The 24,980-nt window shown below is 72.0% G+C and carries 20 protein-coding genes; 18 read left to right on the forward strand and 2 right to left on the reverse strand.

The window, feature by feature from the left end; all coding sequences use genetic code 11:
- Positions 1–68 precede the first annotated feature (68 nt).
- From GTY47_RS01725 to GTY47_RS01755, 7 genes are all read left to right on the forward strand, one after another.
- Positions 69–1,220 (forward strand): uroporphyrinogen-III synthase, encoded by a 1,152-nt coding sequence (locus GTY47_RS01725; RefSeq protein ID WP_010039902.1) that lies wholly within the window; start codon positions 69–71, stop codon positions 1,218–1,220.
- 194 nt (positions 1,221–1,414) lie between these two features.
- The gene (locus tag GTY47_RS01730; protein ID WP_010039905.1) at positions 1,415–2,008 is read left to right on the forward strand and encodes an ABATE domain-containing protein; all 594 of its coding nucleotides are present in this window, start codon (positions 1,415–1,417) and stop codon (positions 2,006–2,008) included.
- A gap of 373 nt (positions 2,009–2,381) precedes the next feature.
- Positions 2,382–2,903 (forward strand): sigma-70 family RNA polymerase sigma factor, encoded by a 522-nt coding sequence (locus tag GTY47_RS01735; RefSeq protein WP_010039908.1) that lies wholly within the window; start codon positions 2,382–2,384, stop codon positions 2,901–2,903.
- On the forward strand, positions 2,903–3,730 hold the full coding sequence (locus GTY47_RS01740; protein WP_078602830.1) for a zf-HC2 domain-containing protein: 828 nt from the start codon (positions 2,903–2,905) through the stop codon (positions 3,728–3,730). The genes GTY47_RS01735 and GTY47_RS01740 overlap by 1 nt, the downstream gene beginning before the upstream one ends.
- A 60-nt stretch (positions 3,731–3,790) precedes the next feature.
- Positions 3,791–6,076 (forward strand): UvrD-helicase domain-containing protein, encoded by a 2,286-nt coding sequence (locus GTY47_RS01745; RefSeq protein WP_010039910.1) that lies wholly within the window; start codon positions 3,791–3,793, stop codon positions 6,074–6,076.
- Positions 6,077–6,429: 353 nt separating this feature from the next.
- Positions 6,430–7,860, forward strand: coding sequence for an NAD-dependent malic enzyme (locus tag GTY47_RS01750; RefSeq protein WP_010039911.1), 1,431 nt, complete (start codon positions 6,430–6,432; stop codon positions 7,858–7,860).
- Positions 7,861–8,171: 311 nt separating this feature from the next.
- Entirely contained in the window at positions 8,172–8,453 is a 282-nt protein-coding gene (locus tag GTY47_RS01755) for an HU family DNA-binding protein (protein WP_003990598.1), read from the forward strand.
- A 129-nt stretch (positions 8,454–8,582) separates the two neighbouring features.
- Here the strand turns inward: GTY47_RS01755 and murA are convergent, their stop codons facing one another.
- On the reverse strand, positions 8,583–9,923 hold the full coding sequence (gene murA, locus GTY47_RS01760; RefSeq protein WP_010039912.1) for a UDP-N-acetylglucosamine 1-carboxyvinyltransferase: 1,341 nt from the start codon (positions 9,921–9,923) through the stop codon (positions 8,583–8,585).
- Positions 9,924–10,175: 252 nt separating this feature from the next.
- Here murA and GTY47_RS01765 point away from each other — a divergent pair, with 252 nt between their 5' ends.
- The 11 genes from GTY47_RS01765 (at position 10,176) to GTY47_RS01815 (ending at position 24,184) form a co-directional block, all read left to right on the forward strand.
- Positions 10,176–10,748, forward strand: a complete 573-nt coding sequence (locus GTY47_RS01765; RefSeq protein ID WP_010039913.1) for a YqgE/AlgH family protein — start codon at positions 10,176–10,178, stop codon at positions 10,746–10,748.
- A 29-nt stretch (positions 10,749–10,777) separates the two neighbouring features.
- Positions 10,778–11,059 (forward strand): DUF3039 domain-containing protein, encoded by a 282-nt coding sequence (locus tag GTY47_RS01770; protein WP_010039914.1) that lies wholly within the window; start codon positions 10,778–10,780, stop codon positions 11,057–11,059.
- A 211-nt stretch (positions 11,060–11,270) separates the two neighbouring features.
- Positions 11,271–12,569 carry an extracellular solute-binding protein gene (locus GTY47_RS01775; RefSeq protein WP_010039915.1) on the forward strand — a complete coding sequence of 433 codons (1,299 nt, stop codon included), beginning with the start codon at positions 11,271–11,273 and terminating at the stop codon, positions 12,567–12,569.
- Between the two features lie 323 nt (positions 12,570–12,892).
- The gene (locus GTY47_RS01780) at positions 12,893–13,768 is read left to right on the forward strand and encodes a sugar ABC transporter permease (protein ID WP_029181166.1); all 876 of its coding nucleotides are present in this window, start codon (positions 12,893–12,895) and stop codon (positions 13,766–13,768) included.
- Positions 13,765–14,610, forward strand: coding sequence for a carbohydrate ABC transporter permease (locus GTY47_RS01785; protein WP_010039918.1), 846 nt, complete (start codon positions 13,765–13,767; stop codon positions 14,608–14,610). The genes GTY47_RS01780 and GTY47_RS01785 overlap by 4 nt, the downstream gene beginning before the upstream one ends.
- 1 nt (position 14,611) lies before the next feature.
- On the forward strand, positions 14,612–16,237 hold the full coding sequence (locus GTY47_RS01790; RefSeq protein ID WP_010039920.1) for a beta-N-acetylhexosaminidase: 1,626 nt from the start codon (positions 14,612–14,614) through the stop codon (positions 16,235–16,237).
- 259 nt (positions 16,238–16,496) lie between these two features.
- Complete coding sequence (locus GTY47_RS01795; protein ID WP_010039921.1) at positions 16,497–17,390, forward strand: FAD binding domain-containing protein; 894 nt, start codon at positions 16,497–16,499, stop codon at positions 17,388–17,390.
- Entirely contained in the window at positions 17,387–19,993 is a 2,607-nt protein-coding gene (locus GTY47_RS01800; RefSeq protein WP_010039922.1) for a 2Fe-2S iron-sulfur cluster-binding protein, read from the forward strand. The genes GTY47_RS01795 and GTY47_RS01800 overlap by 4 nt, the downstream gene beginning before the upstream one ends.
- Complete coding sequence (locus GTY47_RS01805) at positions 19,990–22,308, forward strand: molybdopterin cofactor-binding domain-containing protein (RefSeq protein ID WP_010039923.1); 2,319 nt, start codon at positions 19,990–19,992, stop codon at positions 22,306–22,308. The genes GTY47_RS01800 and GTY47_RS01805 overlap by 4 nt, the downstream gene beginning before the upstream one ends.
- A gap of 8 nt (positions 22,309–22,316) precedes the next feature.
- Complete coding sequence (locus GTY47_RS01810; RefSeq protein WP_029181167.1) at positions 22,317–22,847, forward strand: AAA family ATPase; 531 nt, start codon at positions 22,317–22,319, stop codon at positions 22,845–22,847.
- A gap of 170 nt (positions 22,848–23,017) precedes the next feature.
- On the forward strand, positions 23,018–24,184 hold the full coding sequence (locus GTY47_RS01815) for an SUKH-4 family immunity protein (RefSeq protein WP_010039925.1): 1,167 nt from the start codon (positions 23,018–23,020) through the stop codon (positions 24,182–24,184).
- On the opposite strand, the gene GTY47_RS01820 is transcribed toward GTY47_RS01815, so the two are convergent.
- Positions 24,114–24,974 (reverse strand): MerR family transcriptional regulator, encoded by an 861-nt coding sequence (locus tag GTY47_RS01820; RefSeq protein ID WP_010039927.1) that lies wholly within the window; start codon positions 24,972–24,974, stop codon positions 24,114–24,116. The genes GTY47_RS01815 and GTY47_RS01820 overlap by 71 nt on opposite strands.
- Between the last annotated feature and the right edge of the window lie 6 nt (positions 24,975–24,980).

Consider the following 24,980-nt stretch of genomic DNA (forward strand, 5'->3'; position numbering starts at 1 on the left):
CGTTGACAGGCTCGATCGGCATGTAGGTACGCCGTACCCACGAAGTACGACGACTCGGGACGAGAGCCATGTACGAGGAAGAACAGCGACCGGACCACGGACCCCTGGCGGGTTTCACCGTGGGCGTGACGGCCGCGCGCCGGGCCGACGAGCTGGGGACGCTGCTCCAGCGGCGCGGTGCCGCCGTCCTGCACGCCCCTGCCCTGCGGATCGTGCAGCTCGCCGACGACAGCGAACTGCTGGGCGCGACGAAGGAGCTCATCCGCCAGGTGCCGGACATCGTGGTCGCCACGACCGCGATCGGCTTCCGGGGCTGGGTCGAGGCCGCTGACGGCTGGGGACTCGGCGACGATCTGCTGTCGCGGCTCGGCGGTGCACGGATCCTGGCGCGCGGGCCCAAGGTCAAGGGCGCGGTCCGGGCCGCCGGGCTGACGGAGGAGTGGTCGCCGTCGTCGGAGTCCATGGCCGAGGTGCTCGACCGGCTGCTGGAGGAGGGCGTCGACGGGCGGCGGATCGCCATCCAGCTGCACGGTGAGCCGCTGCCCGGGTTCGTGGAGGCGCTGCGGGAGGGCGGGGCGGAGGTCGTGGGCGTGCCCGTCTACCGGTGGATGCCGCCGGAGGACATCGCCCCGGTGGACCGCCTCCTGGACGCGACGGTCTCCCGGGGCGTGGACGCGCTGACCTTCACCAGCGCCCCGGCCGCGGCCTCCCTGCTCTCCCGGGCGGAGGAGCGCGGGATGCTCCCCGAGGTGCTGGGGGCCCTGAGCCACGACGTGCTGCCGGCCTGCGTCGGCCCGGTCACCGCCCTGCCGCTGCAATCCCGCGGCATCGACACGATCCAGCCCGAGCGCTTCCGGCTCGGCCCCCTCGTCCAGCTCCTCTGCAAGGAACTGCCCGGCCGGGCACGCTCGCTGCCGATCGCCGGGCACCGGGTGGAGATCCGCGGCCACGCCGTCCTGGTCGACGGCGACCTCAAGCCCGTGCCGCCCGCCGGCATGTCCCTGCTCCGTGCCCTCTCCCGCCGCCCCGGCTGGGTGGTCGCCCGCGCGGAACTCCTGCGCGCCCTCCCCGGCTCGGGCCGCGACGAACACGCGGTCGAGACGGCCATGGCCCGTCTCCGCACGGCCCTCGGCACCCCGAAACTGATCCAGACGGTGGTCAAGCGGGGTTACCGCCTCGCCCTGGACCCGGCAGCGGAGACGAAGTACGCGGACGCGTGAGCGTGTCCGCGAGTTGAGCGGGATACCGCCACACCGACACCCGCCGCGCGGCCCTGGGCGACGCGCGGCCCGTGCGAGGGGTTTCCGGCGCCGGAGTGGGCAGGCACTGTAAGAGGGAACGGTTTCCCAGCCCTCTCACTGGCACCTCACCGCAATCTCGCGACCGGGGTGCACCCCTAGGCGGTGACAGGCACATGGCACTGGGTACGGCCACGGCCCCGTACGAGCTGCGGTTCGACGCCGGGCGGATCTGCCTCGATCTGCTCTCCACCACGCATCCGGAGGAACGGCTCGACTCCGTGGACGTGCTGCGCGCCTGGATCACCGGCTCCGGGCTGGTCCCGGCGGACACCGCCCTGGCCCACGCCGACGCCGCCTGGCTGGTCGCCTTCCGCGAACTGCGCGGCCAGGTCGACCGGTTGGTGCGCGGCTGGTCGGGATCCGGAGCCCGGGCGTACGACTTCGCGCTCGCGCGCGTCAACGACGTCGCCCGTACCGCGCCCCCGGCCCCGTGCGCCGTCCGAGGGGGAGACGGCGAGCTCGTACGGCAGTTGGACGGCCCGCCCGGCTGCCCCGCCCTGCTCGCGGCCGTCGCCCGGGACGCCGTGGACCTGCTGACCGACCCCGCCGCCCGCGCGGCCCTGCGCCAGTGCGAGGGCGACAGCTGTCCCATCGTGTACCTCGACACCTCCCGGGGGCGCAGGAGGCGCTGGTGCTCCAGCGAGGTCTGCGGGAACCGCGAACGGGTGGCCCGGCACCGCCGCCGCGCGGCGCTCACCCGCGTTTAAGTCCCTTTTGCCCACCGAGGCAGGGTCGTTGATCGGTTACTGCACCCAATTCACCTGTCCTAAATGCGACTTCTGTGGACGCACTGTCGAAGTGATTTCGATTACATGCCGTTTACCTACGCACCCGTAGGGAAAGCCTGGCTTGATCTGGTCGATGTGGCGGAAATGTAAAGAACGTGGGGTGGGAATGTGCTCCCATGTCCCCCTCGTCACGTCACTTCGAAGAAATCTGTCACGCCACTTTGAACACCCAACGCCTCGCGTCCGTACGGCATGTGGAGCGACCGACTGGGGGAACCCCCGGACACCGGAGGTGGGCGTGCGCAAGGATTCCGTCGTGGCCAATGAACGTGCACCGAGGGCCCGACATCGCATGTCCCAGCCCTCGGAACCCGACGAGGAGCTGATGCGTGCGCTGTATCGCGAACACGCCGGACCCCTGCTGGCGTACGTCCTGCGCCTGGTCGCCGGAGACCGGCAGCGCGCCGAGGACGTCGTGCAGGAGACGCTCATCCGTGCCTGGAAGAACGCCGGTCAGCTCAATCGGGCGACCGGATCGGTACGCCCCTGGCTGGTGACGGTCGCCCGGCGCATCGTCATCGACGGCCACCGCAGCCGGCAGGCCCGGCCGCAGGAGGTCGACCCGTCGCCGCTGGAGGTCATCCCCGCGGAGGACGAGATCGACAAGGCGCTGTGGCTGATGACTCTGTCGGACGCACTCGACGACCTGACCCCCGCCCACCGGGAGGTGCTCGTCGAGACGTACTTCAAGGGGCGTACCGTCAACGAGGCGGCCGAAACCCTGGGCATACCCAGCGGAACCGTCCGCTCCAGGGTCTTCTACGCTCTGCGTTCCATGAAGCTGGCACTGGAGGAGCGGGGGGTGACGGCGTGATGAGTGTTTACGGGGGTAACCAGGGGTTCGGTACGGGAGGCATGGGTATGTCTGGTCCCATGCAGGAATCTCCGGTGCCGAACGAGCACGAGACCGTCGGCGCCTACGCTCTCGGCATCCTCGACGACGCCGAAGCAACCGCTTTCGAAGCCCACCTCGCGACCTGTGAATGGTGCGCCCAGCAGCTCGACGAACTGGCCGGCATGGAGCCGATGCTCGCCGCCCTCGCCGACCTGCCCGGCTCCGGCACACCGGCGATCGGCGAGTCGCTGTCCGCGAAGCCCCGGCCGCGCCTGGTGGAGAAGCTGGTCGACGAGGTCGCCGACCGCCGCGCCCAGAAGCGCCGCCGCAGTTTCTACATGGTGGCCGCGGCCGGCGCGCTGATCATCGGCGGCCCCTTCGTCGCGGTGGCGACGAACAGCGGCGGTGACGGCGGCGGCGCGGAGAACCGCCCGCTCGCGGCGAGCCCCGCCAAGGAGGCCTTCGACGGCATCTCCGACAAGATCTCGGCCACCGACCCGACCACCAAGGTCACCGCGACGGTCGCCCTCCAGAAGAAGGACTGGGGGACGGGCGTGGTCACCGAGCTCAAGAACGTCAAGGGCCCGCTGAAGTGCGCCCTCGTCGCGGTCGGCAAGAACGGCGAGCGGGAGACCCTCTCCTCCTGGTCCGTCCCGGAATGGGGCTACGGCCTCCCGGACGCCAAGTCCGAGAAGGCCAAGGAGCCCCTGTACGTCCAGGGCGGCGCCGCCTTCGGGCCGAACGAGATCGACCACTTCGAGGTCGTGACCTTCGACGGCAAGCGGCTGGTCGAGGTCGACGCGTAGCCTTACCGGGTCCCCTTCGCGTACGGTGGACGGCTGCCCAGCACGTCAGAAGGGGGCCCGGTGGCCGCTCAGGCTCAACAGGAAACCGCGCTCGACTCCCTGAGAGACAGAGAGATCAGCGTCGAACAGGAACACCTGGACCGGGTGTACCGGCGCCTCGAGGAGAAGATCCACGAGGCCGAGTTCCTCATGAACGACGCGGCCCAGCGCGGCCAGGTCGGCACGCCCGGCGCGCTCGCCGAGCGGGACGCCCAGGTCTTCCGGGCCGGCATACACCTCAGCCGGCTGAACAACGAGTTCGAGGACTTCCTCTTCGGCCGTATCGACCTGCTGCGCGGCAAGGACGGCAAGAAGGGCCCCGACGGCGCGTACACCGCCGTGGAGCCCGCCGAGGGCGCGGTCCGGGAGGACAACACCGCCGACATCGCCGAGACACTGCACATCGGCCGCATCGGTGTCCTCGACCAGGACTACGCCCCGCTGGTCATCGACTGGCGGGCCCCGGCCGCCGCTCCCTTCTACCGCTCGACGCCCGTGGACCCCGGCCGGGTCGTCCGCCGCCGGGTCATCCGCTCCAAGGGCCGCAAGGTGCTGGGCGTCGAGGACGACCTGATGCGCCCCGAGCTGACGGCCTTCCTCGACGGCCACGAGTTGCCCGTCATCGGCGACGGCGCCCTGATGGCCGCGCTCGGCCAGGCCCGCAGCCACACCATGCGCGACATCGTCGCCTCCATCCAGGCCGAGCAGGACCTGGTCATCCGCGCCCCCGCCGCCTCCGTGACGTACGTCGAGGGCGGCCCCGGCACCGGCAAGACCGCCGTCGCCCTGCACCGCGCGGCCTACCTCCTCTACCAGGACCGGCGCCGGTACGCGGGCGGCATCCTGATCGTCTCGCCGACCCCGCTGCTCGTCGCCTACACCGAGGGCGTGCTGCCCTCCCTCGGCGAGGAGGGCCAGGTCGCCATCCGCGCCATCGGCTCACTCGTCGACGGCGCCGAGGCCACGCTCTACGACCCGCCTTCCGTGGCCCGCGCCAAGGGCTCCTCCCGCATGCTCAAGGTGCTGCGCAAGGCCGCGCGCGGAGCCCTGGAGCTGAACGATCCACCGGCCCGGCTGCGCGTCGTCGCCTTCGGCCGCCGCCTGGAGCTGGAGGCCGAGCAGCTGGCGGGCATCCGCCGCGCCGCCCTCGGCGGCACCGCCCCCGTGAACCTGCTGCGCCCCCGCGCCCGCAAGCTCCTGCTGGACGCCCTGTGGGAGCAGTCCGGCGCGGCGGGCCGCCACACCGACCCGGAACTCGCCGCCGAGCTGCGCTCCTCCTTCGACGAGGACATCACCTCCGAGGACGCCTTCACCGCCTTCCTCGATGCCTGGTGGCCGGAGCTGACCCCGGCGGCCGTCCTGGACGCCATGGCCGACGAACGGCGCCTCGGCCGCTGGGCCCGCCGCATCCTCAACCCCGGCGAGATCCGCAAGGTCGCCCGCTCCCTCAGGCGCGACGGCCGCTCCGTGCACGACATCGCGATGCTCGACGAGCTCCAGGCCGTCCTCGGCGCCCCCGCCCGCCCCCGCAAGAAGCGCGAGCTCGATCCGCTCGACCAGCTCACCGGCCTGGAGGAGCTGATGCCGGTGCGCGAGGAGACGCAGCGCGAGCGCGCCGAGCGCCTCGCGCAGGAGCGCACCGAGTACGCGCACGTCATCGTCGACGAGGCCCAGGACCTCACCCCGATGCAGTGGCGCATGGTCGGCCGCCGCGGCCGGCACGCCACCTGGACGGTCGTCGGCGACCCGGCCCAGTCCTCCTGGTCCGACCCGGACGAGGCCGCCGAGGCCCGCGACGAGGCCCTCGGCACCCGCCCGCGCCGCCGCTTCGAGCTCACCGTCAACTACCGCAACCCGGCCGAGATCGCCGAGCTGGCCTCGAAGGTGCTCGCCCTGGCCATGCCCGGCTCCCAGTCCCCGAAGGCGGTCCGCTCCACCGGCGTCGAGCCCCGCTTCACGGTCGTGCGCGACACCTTGGCCGAAACCGTCCGTGCCGAGGCCGCCCGGCTGCTGGAGCGGGTCGACGGCACGGTCGGCGTCGTCGTCGCCATGCAGCGCCGCGAGGAGGCCCGGCGCTGGCTCGCCGGGCTCGGCGACCGGGTCGTGGCACTCGGCAGCCTGGAGGCGAAGGGCCTGGAGTACGACGCGACGGTCGTGGTCTCCCCGGCGGAGATCGCCGACGAGTCCCCGGCCGGTCTGCGTGTGCTCTACGTCGCACTGACCCGGGCCACCCAGCAGCTCACGGTCGTCTCGGCGGACCGGGACGAGCCGGACGCGGCGGGCGTACCGGACCTGCTCAGGGACTGATCCGGCCGCCCGGCGGACCGCGCCCTGATACCCAGGTGCCGGCGAAATGAACTCCCGGTACGGGAATCGCCTTACGGGATCTGTTTGTTAGCCTGGATGTGGCACCGGCCCGATCCAAGCCCCCGGGCCCAACCATCGTCGCTACGAGCGACCACTTGCCGCGAGGCGAGCATGGCGGGTCGGTGCCGCTTACTTCCCAAGAGACCCACGTCAGACGTGACGTGGGTCTCTTTTCGCTGGCTGGTTCCGCGAACAAAACGTTCGCAATCGAGGGTGGCTACCTGCTACTCAGCGGTAGGTGCGACGATCGGACGGCACAAATCAGCGTCAGGTGAAAGCAGAGGAAGTCGGCCATGGCAACGGCGCCCAGCGTCTCCTACTCGATGACGGTCCGGCTGGAGGTGCCCGCGAGCGGAACCGCCGTCTCGCAGCTCACCACCGCCGTGGAGTCCTCCGGAGGCTCGGTGACCGGCCTCGACGTCACCGCGTCCGGTCACGAGAAGCTCCGAATCGACGTCACCATCGCGGCCTCGTCGACCGCGCACGCGGACGAGATCGTCGAGGAACTCCGCGGCATCGAGGGCGTCACGCTGGGCAAGGTCTCGGACCGGACCTTCCTCATGCACCTCGGCGGCAAGATCGAGATGGCGTCGAAGCACCCCATCCGCAACCGTGACGACCTGTCCATGGTCTACACGCCGGGCGTGGCCCGCGTCTGCATGGCGATCGCCGAGAACCCCGAGGACGCCCGCCGCCTCACCATCAAGCGCAACTCCGTTGCGGTCGTGACGGACGGCTCGGCCGTGCTGGGCCTGGGCAACATCGGCCCGAAGGCCGCGCTGCCCGTCATGGAGGGCAAGGCGGCCCTCTTCAAGCGGTTCGCCGGCATCGACGCCTGGCCGATCTGCCTCGACACCCAGGACACCGACGCGATCGTCGAGATCGTCAAGGCGATCGCCCCGGGCTTCGCCGGCATCAACCTGGAGGACATCTCCGCGCCCCGCTGCTTCGAGATCGAGGCCCGGCTGCGCGAGGCCCTCGACATCCCCGTCTTCCACGACGACCAGCACGGCACCGCGATCGTCGTCCTCGCCGCCCTCACGAACGCGCTGCGCGTCACGGGCAAGGCGATCGAGAACATCCGGGTCGTCATGTCCGGCGCCGGCGCGGCCGGTACGGCCATCCTGAAGCTGCTGCTGGCCGCGGGCGTGAAGAACGCGGTCGTCGCCGACATCCACGGCGTCGTGCACGCCGGCCGCGAGGACCTCGTGGACGCCGCCCCCGACTCGGCGCTGCGCTGGATCGCCGACAACACCAACCCCGAGGGCCTGACCGGCACGCTCAAGGAGGCCGTGCGCGGCGCCGACGTCTTCATCGGCGTCTCGGCCCCGAACGTCCTCGACGGCGACGACGTGGCCGCCATGGCCGACGGAGCCATCGTGTTCGCGCTCGCGAACCCGGACCCCGAGGTCGACCCGGCAATCGCCCGCCAGACCGCGGCCGTTGTGGCCACGGGCCGTTCCGACTTCCCGAACCAGATCAACAACGTGCTGGTCTTCCCGGGTGTCTTCCGCGGTCTGCTGGACGCCCAGTCCCGCACGGTCAACACCGAGATGATGCTGGCCGCCGCGACCGCCCTGGCGGACGTGGTGACCGAGGACGAGCTGAACCCGAACTACATCATCCCGAGCGTCTTCAACGACAAGGTCGCGGGCGCGGTCGCCGGAGCGGTCCGGGAGGCCGCGAAGGCGGTCGGCGCGGCGGCGACGACCTCGCAGCCGTAGGGCGACAGCCCTGCGGCCGGCTGTGAGGATTGCCACGACTGGCCTGGCAACGGCGCGTCGGGGAACCCCACCCCTTGGGCCGCCCTCTATCGTGTCGGCCAGGCTCAGGCCCTCTTTTCGTGTGACTCCCAAGGGTGTTCTCACGACTCCTGCGGGTGCCGGATTGGCTTTCCCGCCGCAGGTAGAGGCAGGATGCGTCCCTGGGCGCGAGGGTCTGACGACGGACCCGGGTCCGGGGACTCACGGAGGACCCTGGCAGCATCGGCTTCGATCTGACGCCTCAACGGCAAGATGAACACGGGAGTAACAACATGAACCGCAGTGAGCTGGTGGCCGCGCTGGCCGACCGCGCCGAGGTGACCCGCAAGGACGCCGACGCCGTGCTGGCCGCGTTCGCCGACGTGGTCGGCGACATCGTCTCCAAGGGGGACGAGAAGGTCACCATCCCCGGCTTCCTGACCTTCGAGCGCACCCACCGTGCCGCTCGCACCGCCCGCAACCCGCAGACCGGCGAGCCCATCCAGATCCCGGCCGGCTACAGCGTGAAGGTCTCCGCGGGCTCCAAGCTCAAGGAAGCGGCCAAGGGTAAGTGACCTGGCCGTTCGTACGTCTCGGGACGACGTACGAGGCACAGTGACACCAAAGGGGCGGCCACCCGAACCGGGTGGCCGCCCCTTTGGGCATCACTGCGCGTGCTGTCCGAGCGCCTCGCCCGGTCTGGGTCAGCCGAGTGCCTTGCCCGGCAGCTCGACCTTCGCGCCCAGCTCCACGAGCTTCTCCATGAAGTTCTCGTAGCCGCGGTTGATGAGGCCGATGCCGTGGACGCGGGACGTGCCCTGGGCCGCCAGTGCCGCGATGAGGTACGAGAAGCCGCCGCGGAGGTCGGGGATGACCAGATCGGCGCCCTGGAGCTTGGTGGGGCCGGAGACGACGGCCGAGTGCAGGAAGTTGCGCTGGCCGAAGCGGCAGTCGGAGCCGCCCAGGCACTCGCGGTAGAGCTGGATGTGCGCGCCCATCTGGTTCAGGGCGGAGGTGAAGCCGAGGCGGGACTCGTAGACCGTCTCGTGGATGATGGACAGGCCCGTGGCCTGGGTGAGGGCCACCACCAGCGGCTGCTGCCAGTCGGTCTGGAAACCGGGGTGGACGTCCGTCTCCAGCGCGATGGACTTGAGCTGGCCGCCGGGGTGCCAGAAGCGGATGCCCTCGTCGTCGATCTCGAAGGCCCCGCCCACCTTCCGGTAGGTGTTCAGGAACGTCATCATCGAGCGCTGCTGGGCGCCACGGACGTAGATGTTGCCCTCGGTCGCCAGCGCGGCGGACGCCCAGGACGCGGCCTCCAGGCGGTCGGACAGCGCGCGGTGGGTGTAGCCGCCGAGTTTGTCCACACCGGTGATGCGGATCGTCCGGTCGGTGTCCATCGCGATGATGGCGCCCATCTTCTGAAGGACGCAGATCAGGTCCTCGATCTCCGGCTCGACAGCCGCGTTCGAGAGCTCGGTGACGCCCTCGGCGAGCACCGCCGTCAGCAGCACCTGCTCGGTCGCGCCGACGGACGGGTACGGCAGCCGGATCTTCGTGCCCCGCAGCCGCTGCGGGGCCTCCAGGTACTGCCCGTCCGCCCGCTTCTCGATCCGCGCGCCGAACTGCCGCAGCACGTCGAAGTGGAAGTCGATGGGCCGGCCGCCGATGTCGCAGCCGCCGAGGCCCGGGATGAACGCGTGGCCGAGGCGGTGCAGAAGGGGGCCGCAGAAGAGGATCGGAATACGGCTGGAACCCGCGTGGGCATCGATGTCAGCGACGTTCGCGCTCTCCACGCGCGTCGGATCCATCACCAGTTCGCCGGGTTCGTCCCCCGGACGGACCGTCACACCGTGCAGCTGCAACAGACCCCGCACGACCCGTACGTCACGGATGTCCGGAACATTGCGGAGCCGGCTCGGAGCGCTGCCCAGCAGCGCTGCCACCATGGCCTTCGGTACGAGGTTCTTCGCACCGCGGACACGGATCTCGCCCTCCAGCGGGGTTCCGCCGTGGACAAGCAGGACATCGTCGTTGACGGTCATGAATCTCGCGTTCCGTGGAGTCGGGCAGGGGCCAGGAGGGAAAGGGTAATCGCCCTCCACCCCCCTTCCGTAAGCCTGAGTCAGACCCAGCCACGTCATAGCTCTGTCACAACACGAACCGTTCCGTGCCGGGTACGTGGGGTCACGGTCACGTCCGTGCGCTCGGGACGCATCGGTGCGCCCTGAGCTGCGTTCACTCGCGTCCCCGCATTGGCTCCCCACGGGGAGGGAAGATGCGGGATCATGTCTGGCATGACCGAGGTGTCCTCGCTCACAGGGCGGTTGCTCGTGGCCACGCCCGCCCTGGCGGACCCGAACTTCGACCGCGCGGTGGTGCTGCTCCTCGACCACGACGAGGAGGGCTCTCTCGGTGTCGTCCTGAACCGCCCCACCCCGGTGGACGTGAACGACATCCTGGAGGGCTGGGGGGACCTCGCCGGCGAGCCCGGCGTCGTGTTCCAGGGCGGCCCGGTGTCGCTCGACTCGGCCCTCGGGGTCGCCGTCGTCCCCGGCGGCGCGTCCGGGGAGGCCGCCCCGCTGGGCTGGCGCCGGGTGCACGGCGCGATCGGCCTGGTCGACCTGGAGGCCCCGCCGGAGCTGCTGGCCTCCGCCCTCGGCTCCCTGCGGATCTTCGCCGGATACGCCGGCTGGGGGCCCGGCCAGCTGGAGGACGAGCTGGTGGACGGCGCGTGGTACGTCGTCGAGTCGGAGCCAGGTGACGTCTCCTCGCCGTCCCCGGAGAGACTCTGGCGCGAGGTGCTGCGCCGCCAGCGCAACGAGCTGGCGATGGTGGCGACGTACCCGGACGACCCTTCGCTCAACTGATGTCTGTGACCTTCAGTACCCTTGGGCCTATGAGCACTCTCGAGCCCGAGCGCGGGACTGGTACGGGGACCCTCGTAGAGCCGACGCCGCAGACCTCCCACGGTGACGGTGACCACGAGCGCTTCGCCCACTACGTCCAGAAGGACAAGATCATGGCGAGCGCCCTCGACGGCACCCCCGTCGTGGCGCTGTGCGGCAAGGTCTGGGTGCCGGGCCGCGACCCGAAGAAGTACCCCGTGTGTCCCATGTGCAAGGAGATCTACGAGTCCATGGGCTCCGGCGACGACGACAAGGGCAAGGGCGACAAGTAGGCCCGACCCGCGTGGCGTAAAGCCTCCAGGGTGCGTTTTGCGCGCCCTGGGGGCTTTTGTGCTGTCCGGGCGTTGCGCAGGATGCGTCTGCCGGTCACAGAGTGGTTGAGACCTCTTGTGGGCGTGTTCATGCAGTCCCTAGCCTCCGGGGTGTTGTGCACAGCGAAACCTTCATTGCGCATGTTGCAACACCCTTTCGGAGGAGCACTCCATGAAGCTGTCCGTCCGATACGCCGCGCTCACCGCGCTCGCCGCTCTCCTGGCCACCGCCTGCGCGCCCCAGACCTCCACGACCTCCTCCTCCGACAAGGACGAGAAGACCGGCACGCTGCGCGTGTGGCTCTTCCAGGAGGTCGGCAACACCCCCAAGGAGAAGGCCGTCGACTCCGTCGTCGCCGCCTTCGAGAAGGCCCACAAGGGCACCGAGGTCGACGTCGAGTACATCCCCGTCGACACCCGCGCCCAGCGCGTCAAGGCCGCCTTCAACGACCCCGCCTCCGCTCCCGACGTGATGGAGTACGGCAACACCGACACGGCCGGGTATGTGAGGGACGGCGGACTCCTCGACGTCACCGAGGAGTTCGGCGACTGGGACGAGGCGAAGGACACCGACCCGACGGCCAAGCAGTCGGTGACGGTGGACGGCAAGATCTACGGCGCCCCCTTCTACGTCGGCGTCCGCGCGCTCTACTACCGCACGGACGTCTTCGAGGAACTCGGCCTGTCCGTCCCGAAGACGATGGACGAACTGGCCTCCACCGCCCGCAAGATACGCGCGGCGAAGCCCGAGCTGTACGGGCTCGTGGTCGGCGGCGCCTACACCTACGGCGCGATGCCGTTCGTCTGGGCCAACGGCGGTGAACTCGCGAGTGGCAAGGGCGGTTCGTACGCCTCCGGCATCGACAGCCCGGAGGCCCGGACGGGCATCGAGGCGTACACGTCCCTCTTCGGCGACGACAACTGTCCGGCCGCCAAGTGCGCGGGCATGGGCGGCAACGACACGATCTCCGCGTTCGCCGCGGGCAAGGCCGGGATGGCGATCGGCGGCGACTTCAGCCACAGCGCCGTCGAGGCCGGGAAGGTCAAGGGCAAGTACGCCGTCGTCCCGCTGCCGGGGGTGAAGTCCGGCTCGATCGCACCGGCCTTCGCGGGCGGTAACAACATCGGCGTCCTGAAGAGCACGTCCCACCGCACACTCGCGGTCCAGCTGATGGAACAGCTCGCCTCCAAGAAGACCCAGACCGAACTCTTCGACGCGATGGGCTTCCTGCCGACCTTCACGGACGTCCGCCAACAGGTCGCGGCGAAGGAACCGTTCGTGAAGCCCTTCGTGCAGACCCTGTCGGCCGGCACGAAGTTCGTCCCCGCCTCACCCGCCTGGGCCCAGATCGACTCCTCGCTCGTCCTGCCCACGATGTTCCAGGAGATCATCAGCGGCAAGAAGGACGTGGCCGCCGCGTCCGAGGACGCCGCGAAGAAGATGAACACCGCGTTCGGCTCCGCCGGGTGATCCGGGTGAACGACAGCAGGGAACCGACCGGGGGCGAGGCGGCCGGATCCGGCTCGGCCGGGGCCGGTGCGGGTGGGGACGGCCCCGCACGGGCCACCGGCCCGGCGGGAGCCGCGCGCGACACGCTCGGCGGCCTTTCCGTGGCCGCTCCCCTGACCGTCACCGCGCCGCGGGCGGTGCCGGTGGGGCCGCCCGCGGGTCGCACTCCGTCGGCGGACGGTTCCGGCCAGGCCCCCGCCGCGCATCGTGGCGGGGCGCGGGGACGGCCTTCGGCCGGGGGCCCGTGCGGGGCCCGCCGAGGCACGGTCGGCAAGTCCCCGCTCGTGTCCGGCGGCTGGACACCGTGGCTCTATCTCGCGCCCGCGCTCGTCGTGCTCGGAGGGCTGCTCGTCTACCCCATTTATCAGCTCGGGCTGATCTCCTTCTTCGAGTACACGCAGGCGCAGGTCAGCGGTGGGGAACCGACGGTGTTCCGGGGGGTCGCGAACTACGCCGAACTGTTCGGCGATCCGCAGTTCTGGCAGGTGCTGCTCGCCACCGTGCTGTTCGCGGGCGCCTGCGTCGTGTGCACGCTGGCGGTCGGATGTGCCCTGGCCGTGCTGCTCACACGCGTCCGGGCCGTACCGCGGCTCGCGCTGATGCTGGCAGCCCTGGGCGCGTGGGCCACCCCGGCCGTGACCGGCTCCACGGTCTGGCTGTTCCTCTTCGACCCGGACTTCGGCCCGGTCAACCGGATCCTGGGCCTCGGCGACCACTCGTGGACGTACGGGCGTCTCAGCGCCTTCTTCCTCGTCCTGCTCGAAGTGGTGTGGTGCTCCTTCCCGTTCGTGATGGTGACCGTCTACGCGGGGATTCGCGCCGTGCCCACCGAAGTGCTGGAGGCCGCCTCCCTCGACGGCGCCTCGCAGTGGCGCATCTGGCGCTCCGTGCTCGCCCCGATGCTCCGGCCCATCCTGGTCGTCGTCACCATCCAGTCGGTCATCTGGGATTTCAAGGTCTTCACCCAGATCTACGTCATGACGGGCGGCGGCGGCATCGCGGGCCAGAACCTCGTGCTGAACGTCTACGCCTACCAGCAGGCGTTCGCGTCCTCGCAGTACAGCCTCGGCTCGGCGATCGGCGTCGTGATGCTGCTGATCCTGCTCGCCGTCACGCTGGTGTACCTGCGGCTGCTGCGCCGCCAGGGGGAGGAACTGTGAATCCACTGCGCGTACGTGTGCGCCGCCCGGGACGGCTGGCCGCCGAGGCCTCGGCTCTGCTGGTCGCGGTCGTCGTCGCCTTCCCCCTCTACTGGATGGTGCTCAGCGCCTTCAAACCGGCCGGGGAGATCGAGTCGAGCGAGCCCAGGCCGTGGACGCTCGCGCCTTCTCTGGACTCCTTCCGGCGGGTCTTCGGGCAGCAGGAATTCGGCCGTTACTTCCTCAACAGCCTCGTCGTCGCGGGGTGTGTCGTGATCGCCTCCGCGCTGATCGCGTTTCTCGCCGCGACCGCCGTGACACGATTCCGGTTCCGCCTCCGGACCACCTTGCTGATCATGTTTCTGGTGGCCCAGATGGTGCCCGTGGAGGCACTGACGATCCCCCTCTTCTTCCTCATGCGGGACTTCGGTCAGCTGAACACGCTGGGCTCGCTGATCCTGCCGCACATCGCCTTCTCGCTGCCCTTCGCGATCTGGATGCTGCGGGGGTTCGTGAAAGCCGTTCCGGAGGCCCTGGAGGAGGCCGCCTACATCGACGGGGCGAGCAGGGCGCGATTCCTGTGGCAGATCCTTTTCCCGCTCGTCCTGCCCGGCCTCGTGGCCACCAGCGTGTTTTCCTTCATCTCCGCCTGGAACGACTTCCTCTTCGCCAAGTCGTTCATCATCAGCGACACGTCCCAGTCGACGCTGCCGATGGCGCTGCTGGTCTTCTACAAGCCCGACGACCCGGACTGGGGCGGCGTCATGGCGGCCTCCACGGTGATGACCATTCCGGTGCTGATCTTCTTCGTACTCGTGCAGCGACGGCTGGTGTCGGGGCTGGGCGGGGCGGTAAAGGACTGACGTGACTGAACTGATTCCGACTCCCCGCAGCGTCGCCCCCGGTTCCGGCGAGGTGCGGCTGACGGCGCACTCCCGGCTCCACGCCGACACCGGGACGCAGGGCGTCGGCCACTGGCTGCGCACCGTCCTCTGGAAGGCCACCGGCCTGCCGCTGCGCGAGGGGCGGGCACTCGACGATGCCGGCGGCGACGGCATCGGGCTCCGAATCGACCCGGAACTCGGCCCCGAGGAGTACCGCCTCGTCAGCGACTCGACCGGCGTCCTCATCGAGGGCGGCGACCCGGCCGGTGTCTTCTGGGGTGCCCAGACGCTGCGGCAGTTGCTCGGCCCCGACGCGTACCGCCAGGCCCCGCTCAGCCGCGAACGCGCCTGGGCCGTGCCGTACCTGACGATCGAGGACGCCCCCCGATTCCGCTGGCGCGGCCTGATGCTGGACGTCGCCCGGCACTTCATGCCCAAGGAAGGGGTCCTGCGCTATCTCGATCTGATGGCGGCGCACAAACTCAACGTCTTCCACTTCCATCTGACGGACGACCAGGGCTGGCGCATCCAGATCGAACGGCATCCACGGCTCACGGAGATCGGCTCCTGGCGGGCGCGGACGAAAACCGGCCACTGGGCCTCACCACTGTGGGAGGAGAAGCCGCACGGCGGCTACTACACCCAGGACGACATCCGGGAGATCGTCGCCCACGCCGCCGCGCGGCATATCACCGTCGTCCCCGAAATCGACGTACCCGGCCACTCGCAGGCCGCCATCGCCGCGTACCCGGAACTCGGCAACACCGACGTCATCGACACGACCGCCCTCTCCGTCTGGGACACCTGGGGAATCAACCCGAACGTACTCGCCCCCACTGACAACACCCTGCGCTTCTACGAGGGCGTCTTCGAGGAAGTGCTGGAGCTGTTCCCGTCGGAGTTCGTCCACGTCGGCGGCGACGAATGCCCCAAGGACCAGTGGCGGCGGTCCGAGACCGCCCAGGCGCGCATCACGGAACTCGGCCTCGCGGACGAGGACGAGCTCCAGTCGTGGTTCATCGGGCACTTCGACAACTGGCTCTCCGCGCGCGGGCGCAGGCTCATCGGCTGGGACGAGATCCTGGAGGGCGGGCTGGCGAAGGGCGCGGCCGTGTCCTCCTGGCGCGGCTACGCCGGGGGCATCGCCGCCGCCCGGGCCGGCCACGACGTCGTCATGTGCCCCGAGCAGCAGGTGTACCTGGACCACCGTCAGGATCCGGGCCCCGACGAGCCGGTACCGATCGGGTGGGTGCGCACCCTGGAGGACGTCTACCGGTTCGAGCCCGTGCCGCCGGAGTTGACGCCCGAGGAGGCCCGGCACGTGCTCGGCACCCAGGCCAACGTGTGGACCGAGGTGATGGAGGACGCCGCACGCGTGGACTACCAGACGTTCCCCCGTCTCGCGGCTTTCGCCGAGGTCGCCTGGAGCGCCCTGCCCGCCCCGGCGGAACGGGACTTCGCCGGCTTCGAGCGCCGCATGACCGCCCACTACCGGCGGCTCGACGCCCTCGGCGTCGCCTACCGGCCACCCGCCGGCCCGCTGCCCTGGCAGCGGCGCCCCGGAGTGCTGGGCCGCCCGATCGACGGCCCGCCGCCCAACCGGTAGCACCGGGCCCCGCTACCGAACAGCTCGAACAGGCCACGGAAAATGCGCACAAGGGTCACCGAAAGTGCCAATCGCCACGCACTGGCAAACCCGTGCGAAAACGGACCATCTCCCCGGTGAGGTGGGCGAATGCCTCCTAGCGGACCCGTGTCTTCGGCTCTCGCCAAGATGTGCCAGAGTTGCCACGTCCGCCCTGTCAGCACGTACCGTACGGCAGCACAGGTGGGACCAGGTGGGGCAGCGGGAAGGGGCAGCCGGTTTGACCACGCACGCACCGCAGGCGGCGCAGGCCGTCACGCTGCCCACGACGCTGGACGAGGCCGTGGCGGCACTCACCGCAGTGCCCGCCGCCGTGCCCGTCGCGGGCGGCACCGACCTGATGGCCGCCGTCAACTCCGGGCAGCTCCGGCCCGCCGCGCTGGTGGGACTCGGCAAGATCAGCGAGATCCGCGGCTGGCAGTACCAGGACGGACACGCGCTGCTCGGCGCGGGCCTCACGCACGCGCGCATGGGCCGCCCCGACTTCGCGGCCCTGATCCCGGCGCTCGCCGCCGCCGCGCGCGCCGCGGGCCCGCCGCACATCCGCAACGCGGGCACCCTGGGCGGCAACATCGCCTCGGCCGCCCCCACCGGGGACGCGCTGCCGGTGCTGGCCGCCCTGGAGGCGACCCTGATCATCGCGGGCCCGGGCGGAGCCCGCCGGGAGATCCCGGTGTCGCACCTGCTGGCCGGGATGGACATGCTGCGCGCCGGTGAACTCATCGGCTACGTGCGCGTGCCGCTGCTGCACGCCCCGCAGGTCTTCCTGAAGGCGACCGGCCGTACCGGCCCGGGGCGCGCGGTGGCCTCCGTGGCCCTGGTCCTGGACCCCGCGCGCCGGGGTGTGCGCTGCGCGGTGGGCGCCATAGCGCCGATGCCGCTGCGGCCCCTGCAGGCCGAGCAGTGGGTGGGCCGGCTCATCGACTGGGACAACAACCGCGCGCTCGTTCCGGAGGCCCTGAACGCCTTCGGGGAGTACGTCGCCGCGGCCTGCATCCCCGACGCGGCCCCGGCCGAGGACGGCTCCGTACCGCAGCTTCCGCCCGCCGTACTGCACCTGCGGCGCACCGTCGCCGCGCTGGCCCGACGAGCACTGGGGAGGGCGCTGTCGTGACCGACGACCAGCACGGAGAGGGCACGCCCCGGGGCGGGAGCCGCTGGGACCCGCTGCCCCAGGGCGAGTACGACGACGGCGCCACCGCCTTCGTCGAACTCCCCGAGGGGGGCGTCGACGCCCTGCTGGCCGCCGACAGTCCCCTCGCCGCGCCCGGCCACGGCTACGTACCGCCGCAGATAACGGTCGACCCCGCCACGACCGCCGGAACCGACCCGGCGGCCCCGGGCGCGTGGCCGGTGCCCGGCGCGCCCGTCGACGGCGCCCAGTGGCACGGCCCGCACGCGGCACCCCGGCAGGGCCACGAGCAGGGCGGCCACCACCAGCCCGGACACGACACGGGGGAGCGGTCCTACGGCTCGCAGGCGCCGTACGGATCCGGCACGCCCTACGGCTCCGACGCGCAGGCGGGGCGGCACGGCGGGAACGACCGCTTCACGTACAACCCGGGAGCCACCGGGCAGTGGAACTTCGAGGAGGCCGCGACGGCGGAGACCGCGCCCGGCCATGACGTGACCGGTCAGTGGTCCATCCCCGTCGCCGGGGGCGACCTTCCGGACGAGTCGGGCGAGTTCACCACGTCCTCGCTGGTCGAGCAGTGGGGCGGCACCCCGCCGCCCACGCTGCCGGGCGGCGCGCCCGCGCCGTGGGCGACACAGGCGGCGGGCCGGCCGTGGGGGCAGCAGGTCCCGCACGACACGGCGGGGCAGGAGCAGGCCGGGCCGGGCTATCCGCACGGGCACGAGCAGGGCGGCGGGCACGGGCACGAGCAGCCGGGGGCTGCCGGACCGGCCTCCGGGTACGCACCTGACCCGGGCGCGCGGAGCCCCCACGCCCCGGAGCAGCAGCCCGCCGGGCCCATGCCGCAGGAGGCGGGCCCGGCGGCCGGTCACGCCCCGGGAGCGACCGACGGCAGCGGTCACGGGCAGTGGCCGGAGGGCGCGGAACAGGCGCCGCAGTGGCCGGAGGGCGCGGAACAGGCGGCGGAGTCGTCCGGCTTCGCCGGCCATGGGCCGGAGTCGTCAGGGTTGGGCGGCCACGGGCCGGAGATGCCCGGCGCCGGTCACGCACCCCAGCCGCCCGGCGGCGCCGACCACGCGCCGGAGCAGCCGGCGTTCGCCGACCACGGCGCGGAGCCGTCTGCCTTCGCCGGCCACCGCCCGGAGCAGCCGGCTTTCACCGACCACGGCTCGGATCCGCACGGCATCACGGAGCACGGCCCGGAGCCGCACGGCGTACCCGGCCACGGTTCGGAGCCGCACGGCGTGCCCCACCACGGGGCGGATCAGTCCGCTGCCACGGGCCACGGACCGGATCCGTCGACCTTCGCCGACCACCGCCCGGAGCAGCCGGCCTACGCCGATCACGGGCCGGAGTCGCACGGCGTGCCCGGCCAGGGGGCGGATCAGTCCGCCTTCGCGGACCACGGCTCGGAGTCGTCCGACTTCGCCGAACACCGCCCGCGGTCGCACGCCTTCACCGACCACCACGGCCCCGAGCCCTCCGGCCCAGCCGGACACGCGCCGGAGCCGTCGGGGCACGTCGGTGAGCCGACCGAGCACGCTGCTGCCGCCGATGACGCACCCGAACGGTCCGCGTCCCCCCAGCCGTACCCCGAGGCCCCGGGGGAGTCCCCCGGCGAGTCCGCGCCCGAGGCGCACGCGGAAGCCGCCGCGCACCCGCAGGCCGCCCAGGAAGCCTCACAGGACGCTCCCGGCCCCGGTGAGGCCGCTGAGGACGCCCCAGAGGCCGCAGAGGACGCTGACGCCCCCGCCGAGCCACCGGCCGGGCCCCTCCCGGCCGAGGCGGACCCGGACGCCGTGCCGGAGGCCGCCGACGGCGAGACCCCGAACGACCCGGCACCGCAGGACCCGTCCGCCGACTCGCACGACGCGGGCCGCACCGAGGGCGAGGCGTCCCAGGACGCGCCCTCCACCGTCCCGCAGGAGGAACACCCCCTCGCCTCCTACGTCCTGCGCGTCAACGGCACCGACCGCCCCGTCACCGACGCGTGGATCGGCGAGTCCCTGCTGTACGTGCTGCGCGAGCGGCTCGGTCTCGCGGGGGCCAAGGACGGCTGCTCGCAGGGCGAGTGCGGCGCGTGCAACGTCCAGGTCGACGGGCGGCTCGTCGCGTCCTGCCTGGTCCCGGCCGTGACCGCCGCCGGCAGCGAGGTCCGTACCGTCGAGGGCCTGGCCGAGGACGGCCGGCCGTCGGACGTGCAGCGGGCGCTCGCGCGCTGCGGCGCCGTGCAGTGCGGCTTCTGCGTACCCGGCATGGCGATGACCGTGCACGACCTCCTGGAGGGCAACCCGGCGCCCACCGAGCTGGAGACCCGCCAGGCGCTGTGCGGCAACCTGTGCCGCTGCTCCGGCTACCGGGGCGTGGTGGACGCCGTGCAGGAGGTCGTCGCAGAACGCGAGGCACATCGCGCGCCCGCCGACGGTGACACCGCCGAGGCCCGTATCCCGCACCAGGCGGGCCCGGGTGCGGGCAGCGTCAACGCGTCGGCCTTCGGCCCGCCCCCGGACCCGCACACTCCGGACCCGCACACTCCAGACCCGCATGACCAGCCCTACGGCCAGGACGGAGGCCCCGCGTGAGCAACGAAGCAGCCACCGCGCAGGCCGCACAGGCCGCGGAGGCCGCCCCCGCCCCCGAACCGCTGCCGCACGGCCTGGGAGCCTCCCTCCCGGCCGCCGACGCCCGCGCCAAGACCGAAGGCACCTTCCCGTATGCCGCCGACCTGTGGGCCGAGGGCCTGCTGTGGGCGGCCGTGCTGCGCTCACCGCACCCGCACGCGCGCATCGTGTCCATCGACACCTCCCACGCGCGCGAGATGCCCGGCGTACGCGCCGTCGTCACTCACGAGGACGTCCCCGGCAGCCCGCTGCACGGCCGCGGGAAGGCCGACCGTCCGGTCTTCGCCTCCGAGGTCGTACGCCATCACGGCGAGCCCATCGCCGCCGTCGCGGCCGACCACCCGGACACCGCGCGGATGGCCGCCGCCGCCGTCATCGTCGAGTACGAGGTGCTCGATCCGGTCACCGACCCGGAGCAGGCCTTCGAGGCGGAGCCGTTGCACCCCGACGGCAACCTGATCCGGCACATCCCGCTGCGCCACGGCGACCCGGAGGCGGCCGGCGAGATCGTCGTCGAGGGGCTGTACCGCATCGGCCGCCAGGACCCCGCGCCCATCGGCGCGGAGGCGGGCCTGGCCGTACCGCGCCCGGACGGCGGTGTGGAGCTGTACCTCGCCTCCACCGACCCGCACGCCGACCGCGACACGGCCGCCGCCGCCTTCGGCCTGGAACCCGAGCGGGTCAAGGTCGTCGTCACCGGCGTCCCCGGCGCCACGGCCGACCGCGAGGACCAGGGCTTCCAGCTCCCGCTCGGCCTGCTGGCGCTGCGGACCGGCTGCCCGGTGAAACTCACGGCCACGCGCGAGGAGTCCTTCCTCGGGCACACCCACCGGCACCCCACCCTGCTGCGCTACCGCCACCACGCCGACGCCGAGGGCAGACTCGTGAAGGTGGAGGCGCAGATCCTGCTCGACGCGGGCGCCTACGCCGACACCTCCGCCGACGCCCTGGCCGCCGCCGTCGCGTTCGCCTGCGGCCCGTACGTCGTCCCGAACGCCTTCATCGAGGGCTGGGCCGTACGCACCAACAACCCCCCGTCCGGCCACGTGCGCGGCGAAGGCGCCATGCAGGTCTGTGCCGCCTACGAGGCGCAGATGGACAAGATCGCCAAGAAACTCGGCATCGACCCGGCCGAGGTGCGGCTGCGCAACGCCATGGCGACGGGCGACGTGCTGCCGACCGGCCAGACCGTGACCTGCCCGGCCCCCGTCGCCGAACTGCTCCAGGCCGTGCGGGACTTCCCCCTCCCCCCGCTGCCCAAGGACACGCCCGAGGAGGAGTGGCTGCTGCCCGGCGGCCCCGAGGGCGCGGGCGAACCGGGCGCGGTGCGCCGGGGCGTGGGCTACGGCGTGGGCATGGTGCACATGCTCGGCGCGGAGGGCGCGGACGAGGTCTCCACGGCGACCGTGAAGGTCCACGACGGCGTGGCGACCGTGCTGTGCGCGGCCGTCGAGACCGGCCAGGGCTTCACGACCCTGGCCCGGCAGATCGTGCAGGAGACGCTCGGCATAGACGAGGTGCACGTGGCGCCGGTCGACACCGACCAGCCCCCCGCGGGCGCGGGCTGCCGGGGCCGGCACACCTGGGTGTCGGGCGGTGCGGTGGAGCGTGCGGCCAAGATGGTCCGCACGCAGCTCCTCCAGCCGCTCGCCCACAAGTTCGGCATGTCCACGGAGCTGCTCCAGATCACCGACGGCAAGATCACGTCGTACGACGGCGTCCTGTCGACGACCGTCACCGAGGCGCTGGACGGCAAGGAACTGTGGGCCACCGCCCAGTGCCGCCCGCACCCGACCGAGCCGCTGAACGAGGCCGGCCAGGGCGACGCCTTCGTCGGCATGTCCTTCTGCGCGATCCGCGCGGTGGTGGACGTCGACATCGAGATCGGCTCCGTACGGGTCGTGGAACTGGCCGTCGCCCAGGACGTGGGGCGGGTCCTGAACCCGGCCCAGCTGACCGCCCGGATCGAGGCGGGCGTGACCCAGGGCCTGGGCATCGCGCTGACCGAGAACCTGCGCACCCCGCGCGGCCTGATCCGCCACCCGGACCTGACCGGTTACGCCCTCCCGACGGCCCTCGACGCGCCCGACATCCGCATCGTCAGGCTGGTCGAGGAGCGTGACGTCGTCGCCCCCTTCGGGGCGAAGGCGGTCAGCGCGGTGCCGGTGGTGACGTCCCCGGCGGCCATCGCGTCCGCCGTACGGGCCGCCACGGGGCGCCCCGTGAACCGGCTGCCGATCCGCCCGCAGGCCGCGGTGGTCACGGAACGGTCCTGATGCCCGCACTGGACGGGGTCGTCCTGGTCACCGGTGTGATGGCGGCCGGCAAGTCGACGGTCGCCCAGGCACTGGCGGAGACCCTGCCGCGAGCCGCGCACGTCCGCGGGGACGTCTTCCGGCGCATGATCGTGTCGGGCCGGGAGGAGTACGTCCCCGCCGCCGGGGACGAGGCCGAGGCCCAGCTCCGGCTCCGGTACCGCCTCTCGGCGGCGACGGCGGACGCGTACGCCGAGGCCGGGTTCACGGCGGTCGTGCAGGACGTGGTGCTGGGCGAGGACCTGCGGACGTACGCCGGTCTGGTGCGCACCCGGCCGCTGTACGTGGTCGTCCTCGCGCCGCGGCCCGAGGCGGTGGCCGCGCGGGAGGCGGAGCGGCCCAAGACGGGATACGGCGCCGGCTGGACCGTCGGCACGCTGGACGAGGCGCTGCGCGCGCGGACGCCGCGCATCGGACTGTGGCTGGACACCTCGGAGCTGACGGTGCGGCAGACGGTGGAGGCGATTCTGGCGGAAAGGGAACGCGCCAGGGTCGTTTGAGCGTCATGTGAGGTGAGCGCGTCGCAGTCGTCGGGCGCGCGTCGCTGTTCCGGGGCGTTGTCAGTGGTGGGGCGTACTGTTCTGGGCAGTGGGGGACGGCTGCCGGGTCTGGCCGGGCGGACTGCCGTGCTCCGCCAGGGGACGGTGAGCAAGCACATGCGGGGGAGCCCATGAGTACGACCGATGCCGGTTCCGCGATGATCACCCTGACCGAGTCCGAGCTGGATCCGTGGGTGACGCACGCGTCGACGCGGCACTGGCTGACCGGACCCGGACTGCCGTGCGACAGCGGCGTGCTGAGCTTCGCCGCGCTGGGCCGGGAGGGTCTGCGCACGGTAGCGGACTCGACGGGCGATCCGGAGGACCGGCTGTCGGCGGAGCTGCGCGAGCAGCTCGTGATAGGCGGACTGCTCGGCCCCGGCGGCCTGGAGACGGAGTCGGTCCTGCTGGACGGCGCGACGGGCGAGATCTCGACGACGTACTTCCTGCACGACTGCCCCGACCTGATGGACCGCCGCCCCCTGGCGCCCTCACTGCGGACGCTGGTGCGCTTCGCCGAGGCGACGGACGAACTGGCGGGCCTGCGCGGCCAGTTCGCCTCCTATGCGGGCCGCTTCGGTCCGAAGGCGGTGGCGGAGGCGTCCCAGCACCTGCTGGCGGTGTTCCGGGACGGGACGGACGGCGAGCCGGCCCCGTTCTGGAAGATGGCGGCGCTGATCCGCCCGCTGTCCCTGGTCGCGGGCCGGGGCGGCGCCTCCGGCCTGTCCCTGGACCTCCCGCACCGCCTTCTGGACCAGGAGTTCGGCCCCGGCAAGGTGGCCCGCTTCGAGGACGTCGACTTCCCCGCGACCCTCACGCACGAGCCGACCCGCCGCTTCCTGCGCGAGGTGGGCCTGCCGGAGGACGCCCACGTCTTCTCTCTGGACACGGACGTCCCGCTGGCGACGCTGGCCGAGTACCACGCCGACACGGACGGCCCGGCGGAGCTCCCCTCCGGGGCCCACCGCCTGATACGCCTCGGCCATCTCGTCGAGGACAACAGCCTGGTCATCGACGGCGTGACGGGCGCGGTCCTGAACTGGAGCGAGCCCGAGGCGACGCTGTCACCGCTGAACACGGACGTGTCGACCCTGGCGTTCACCCTCTGGCTGCTGCACCGCGAGCGGGCGATCGACGCCCAGTCCGACCACGAGCTGACGACCGACACCTACGACCAGTTGGCCATGACGATGCTCCAGGTGCTCTCGGCGGTCGACCCGACGGGCGTCACGGCGGGCAGGTCGGGCCGTCACTACTGGACGGACGCGTTCCAGGACGAGGCGGGCGGGGTGTTGTAGGAACGGGGTGCCGTACGACCGGGTCCACGCGCCGGAGTGTGGTCCAGCCGGCCCAGCCACGCTGCTCCAGCAGCTCGATGAACCGACGGGTGGCCGGCACGGTGTCGAAGACGAGCCTGTCCATCAACTCCGCGAGCGCGGGCTCGATGCCGGCCGGGTCGCCGAGGTACTCATCGCCCCGCTCGTCGGCCAGGTTCGTGACGTAGGCGGCCACCCGGTCGGCCAGCTCGACGAGCTGCGGGTCGTCGTCGCTCCGGTCGAGCGCCTCACCCAGATCCAGATAGAACGCGACGAACTCCGGATCGGCGATCTGCTCCTGCTTGCGCGCGACCCATTCCGCCATTAGCCCGGGCGAGCGCGCGGCCAGCGGGATCCAGCCGTCGCGCTCGGCCTGGACGATCCGCTCGTCGACGCCGAGCGCCCGCAGCCGGTCGAGGAAGGCGACGACCTCCGGGGGCAAGGCCAGACTCTCCCCGGAGACCAGGCGAGCGATCCGCTCACGATGCCGCTGCCGCTGCTGGATCTCCGCCTCCAGCCGCCTGTCGATGTCCGCGACGGCGGAGACGAACTCCTCGTCGTCGGCCTGGAGCAACTCCCGCACGCGCGCCAGCGGAACCCCGGCCTCGGCGAGAGTCCGGATCCTGATCAGCTCCACCACGGCGCCGGCGTCGTACCGCCGATAACCGGAGTGGTCCCGCTCGGGCTCCGGCAGCAGTCCCCTGGCGTGGTAGTGCCGCACCGTGCGCACGGTCACTCCGGCATACGCCGCCAGCTCGCCGATGGTCAGCATGGGACC

Origin of the sequence: Streptomyces sp. SID5464 (assembly GCF_009862985.1) — a bacterium.
GTDB lineage: Bacteria > Actinomycetota > Actinomycetes > Streptomycetales > Streptomycetaceae > Streptomyces > Streptomyces chartreusis_D.